Consider the following 4,782-nt stretch of genomic DNA (forward strand, 5'->3'; position numbering starts at 1 on the left):
GGAAGGACATCTATATTATTTGAAATAATGGCTGATACCAACTGCTGAACATCGCACACATCAATAATTCCATCTTTATTTATATCCATATTTTTTTGGTACAAAGGATAAAAACCCCCCATCATTACCCCGAGAACCAGTAATAAAGTTAAACAATTTTTTAATATATTCTTTCTCATAAATTTCCTTTTTATTATCATACTATATATATTTTAAAAAAACAAGTTTTTTTGGATAAAAAAATTATGAAATTGAAATTCAAAACAATTATAATTTATATCTCTTAAATGTAACCAACTTAAACTTTGTAGAAAGGTGGACTCATGTCATTTTGGACTTTCGTAGGTGAAATTTTTAGAGCCAATAAAACAACAGGGGCATTAGCACCCAGTAGTCCCGCATTGGCTGATTGTATAACAGACTTAGCACCCTTAAAAGATGCAAAAGTAATTGTTGAGTTTGGTCCCGGAACAGGAGTTTTTACTGAATATATTCAAAAGAAAAAACAGCCCGATGCCTATTTTCTCGCAATGGAAATTAATCCTGTATTTGCTAAGGCTACCAAAGAAAGATGTCCCGAGGTTAATGTTATTCAGGATTCTGCTGAAAATACATTGAAATACTTAAAACAGGCTGGATACGATTCCTGTGATGTGATTATATCTGGATTACCCTGGACAAGATTTGAAGATGAATTGCAGGACAAATTATTGAATGCTACATACGAATGTTTACGGGAAAAAGGGAAGTTTTTAACTTTTGCTTATTTTTTTAGTCCATGGGTTCCTTCTGGAAAAAAATTCTTACATTACAAACTTCCTCAAAAATTCAATAACAAATATTCACGGTCTCCCATCATATTAAAAAACTTTCCACCATGTTATGTCTATATTTGTGAAAAATAACAAATAAAGAAAGTAAAAGACATGAGACAAAAAATAGAACCCATAAACTGTGCCATTATTGGCTGTGGGAATATATCGGAAATTTATATCGAAAATATTTTGCGATTTAGTAATTTAAAATTAGTAGCCTGTGCCGATATTGTAAAAGAAAAAGCCGAAGAAAAAGGAACAAAATATAATATTGAAGTAAGTGATGTTGAAAACATTTTTCAATCCAACGATATTCAATTAATTATTAATTTAACTAACCCATCCTCTCATTTTGATGTTTCATTACAATCATTAAAACAGGGTAAGCATATATATAGTGAAAAACCCCTCGCTCTTACATTTGAACAAGCCTCTTTACTTATAGAAACAGCCCAAAAAGAACACTTGCTCATTGGTTGCGCCCCAGATACTTTTTTAGGGGGAAGTTGGCAAACAGCAAGAAAAATTATTGATGATAATTGGATAGGAAAACCTCTTTCGTCAACCGCTTTTATGCTTTGTAGAGGTCATGAATCCTGGCATCCTTCTCCTGAATTTTACTACCAAAAAGGAGGCGGTCCTTTATTTGATATGGGACCGTATTATTTAACCTCACTTGTATTTTTATTAGGACCTGTAAAATCTGTTTTCGCTAAAGGAAAAATAAATTTTAACATACGAACAATTTCGAGCCAGCCATTATATGGTCAAAAAATACATGTAGAAGTTCCCACAGATATACACGCCATTCTATCTTTTGAGAATGGTGTTATCTGCTCACTTATAATGAGTTTTGATACCTGGTCTCACCATTTACCCTTTATAGAAATACATGGTGAAACAGGTTCGTTATCTCTACCTGACCCAAACCAATTTGGTGGAAAAATACTTTTTTATAATCAGTTCAAAAAAGAATGGTCAGAATTCCCAACCTGTTTTGATTATTTCACAAATATGAGAGGATTGGGCATTTGTAATATGGCTCATGCTATACAAACGAATTCCTATTATTGTGCAACAGGTGAATTAGCCTTGCATATTGTGGAGATTATGGAAGGGATACATAAATCCGTTGAGGAACAAAAGATTATTTCATTAACAACTTCTCCATCCCGTCCTGATTTATTACCATTTGAATACTTAAATCACATACCCTAAAAAAAGATATAAAAAATTCCTCTTGGTATACTTCCATCTAATTATTACTCTTTGTCCGAATCATTTTAAAAATACTATTCAAATATATTATTATAAGAATAATATTACAAATTATTTATTAATTGTTGGAATAGTAACAAATGGCATACAAAGAACATGTAAAAATATTAGAAGCCGGTGTTCGAGTTTGGAATCAATGGAGAGCATCAGACCCAGCTATTTCTCCTGATTTAAGTGGATTACATTTTACTAAGAGAAACCTCTCCGGCATAAATTTTAGAATGTGTGATTTGCGACAGTGTATTTTTAATGAAACAGATTTAAGACAAGCCCATTTCCAAAAAGCATATTTACACTCCGCATCTTTTATAAAATCTGATATAAGAGATACTAATTTTTCACAAGCAGATTTAACTATGGTAAAGTTTGTAGACACTGTATTAGATGGCTGTATTTTTTCAAATGCTGTTCTTAATGAAGTAGATTTTTCTAATCGAATAATGAAACAATTCGACTTTTCTGGGGCAAATCTGTACAGAGCTCTATTTAAAAGTTGCGACCTAACAAAAAGCACATTCAGGCAAGCCTATTTAGGTGAAGCAGATTTCTTTATGGCAAATCTTTCACAAGTAGATTTAAGAGGTGCTAATTTAAGTGGGGCAAATTTGTCCAATGCTTTTTTGAAAGATACCTTACTTGAAGGTGCTATCATAACAAACACCAATTTTAACGGTGCTTTTTTGTCTCCCCGTCAAAAACTTTCTCTCTGGTTCCCTATTTTTCCCATTAAATAAGGTCTTACTTTTTTTGCTCTCTGAAACTATTTACACATTTTTCTTGTCATATTAATCAGAATTTTTAAATTCTTTTAATAAAGGAGAGCGTATGAGCAGACCATTTTTTTACCTTACATCCCTTGTTATCGTATTTTTTATTTCATTATCAGGCTGTGAAAAAATTGAAAAAACATCTCCCCCACTTCTTGAAAAATTGATTCCCCCCGAAGGGAAATATGATGTTACTATATACCGTGACGAATGGGGTGTCCCACATATATACGGGAAAAGAGATATTGATGTTGCCTATGGATTGGCTTATGCCCAATGTGAAGATGACTTCAAAACAGTTCAGGAAGGGCAGATTTTAATTCGTGGAAAAAGCGGGATAATCAATGGATTTAATGGTTTTGTTTTTGACTATATGCTGGAATTTTTAAATGTATGGGATATTGTAAACAAACAATATGAAACGGATTTGTCTCCCGAAATAAGAGCCATTTGTGAGGCTTATGCAGAAGGGGTTAATCATTATGCGGGACTTCATCCAGACAAAGTTACCTGCTGGGATATATTTCCAGCCACAGGTAAGGACATTATAGCAGGGTTTGTTTTAAAAGCACCCCTCTTTTTTGGTTTGAACCGTTATATTGAGCCTCTTTTCAAATCCCGACAAAAGCCTCAAATTGAACGCCCTAAAATGTTAGGGAAAAATGATGAGACAATGATTATAAAAGAGATATTTGAAAATCTTCCATTAGGTTCTAATACATTTGCAGTAAGTCCCAAACGCACTGCAGATGGTTCTACCTTTTTAGACATAAACTCTCACCAACCATGGACAGGTCCCGTAGCATGGTATGAAGCTCGTCTTAAAAGTGAAGAAGGATGGAATATTACAGGAGGGGTTTTCCCTGGCGCCCCTGTGATTCTTCATGGACATAATCCGTATTTAGGTTGGGCACATACAGTTAATATGCCAGACCTTGTAGATGTTTACGAACTAACCATTAATCCGGATAATCCAGCACAGTATCGTTTCGACGGACAGTGGAAAGATTTTGAAAGGAAGGTCGTTTATATCCCGGTAAAAGTTTTTAATAAATATATTATTAGAATTCCGAGAGAAATACTTTTCTGTGTGTATGGTCCCGCTATTCGCCGCCCTCACGGAGTATATGCACTTCGTTATGCAGGATATAGAAACATTAAACAGGTAGAACAATGGTATCGAATGAACAAAGCAACAAACATCCAAGAATTTGAAGAAGCACTAAAAATACAAGGAATACCTTCTTTTAATATCGGTTACGCGGATTATCAAGGGAATATCTGGTATATATATAATGCCCTCTTACCTATTCGTTCCGAAAAATATGATTGGAAAGGTTATTTACCAGGAGATACATCTGAAACTTTATGGACTGAATATTTACCATTTGAAAAATTACCTCAGGTGAAAAATCCTCAATCGGGTTTTATACAAAATTGCAATTCTACACCTTTCCAGACGACAGTAGGTGATGATAATCCTAACCCAAATAATTACTCTAAAACATTTGGAATTGAACCTGTAGACCACATGACAAATCGGGCTTTACGATTAATAGAACTTTTAGGTGGAGATAATTCTATCACAAAAGAAGAATTTTATGAATACAAATTTGATTGGACATATTCTACAAATTCAATAGCAAAAAAATATGTTTTAAAACTACTCAATGAATTTCAGCCTGAAAATGATATAGAAAAACAAGCGTTAGAACTTTTAAAAAATTGGGATTTAAAAGCAGACCCTGATAATTTATCCGCAGGTATTGCTATATTAACTTTAGAACCTGTAGTCCGTGCAGAAATGTTTAATCGCCCTATCCCGAATTTATTTACTACTTTTAAAGAAAAAATTCGTTTACTTCATTCAATACATGGCCGGGTTGATGTTCCATGGAAGGAGATTAACCGTCTCGTTCGGG

The 4,782-nt window shown here is 33.6% G+C and carries 4 protein-coding genes; all 4 read left to right on the forward strand.

Annotated elements, in window-relative coordinates:
- Positions 1-323: 323 nt before the first annotated feature.
- Positions 324-905, forward strand: a complete 582-nt coding sequence (locus tag PLA12_14345; GenBank protein HOQ33669.1) for a methyltransferase domain-containing protein — start codon at positions 324-326, stop codon at positions 903-905.
- Positions 906-926: 21 nt separating this feature from the next.
- Complete coding sequence (locus PLA12_14350; protein ID HOQ33670.1) at positions 927-2,033, forward strand: Gfo/Idh/MocA family oxidoreductase; 1,107 nt, start codon at positions 927-929, stop codon at positions 2,031-2,033.
- Between the two features lie 140 nt (positions 2,034-2,173).
- Positions 2,174-2,827: a pentapeptide repeat-containing protein gene (locus PLA12_14355; protein ID HOQ33671.1), complete on the forward strand. Its 654-nt coding sequence runs from the start codon at positions 2,174-2,176 to the stop codon at positions 2,825-2,827.
- Positions 2,828-2,918: 91 nt separating this feature from the next.
- The coding region (locus PLA12_14360) for an acylase (protein ID HOQ33672.1) at positions 2,919-4,782 on the forward strand (1,864 nt) is incomplete at its 3' end.

It is taken from the genome of Candidatus Hydrogenedens sp. (genome assembly GCA_035378955.1).
GTDB lineage: Bacteria > Hydrogenedentota > Hydrogenedentia > Hydrogenedentales > Hydrogenedentaceae > Hydrogenedens.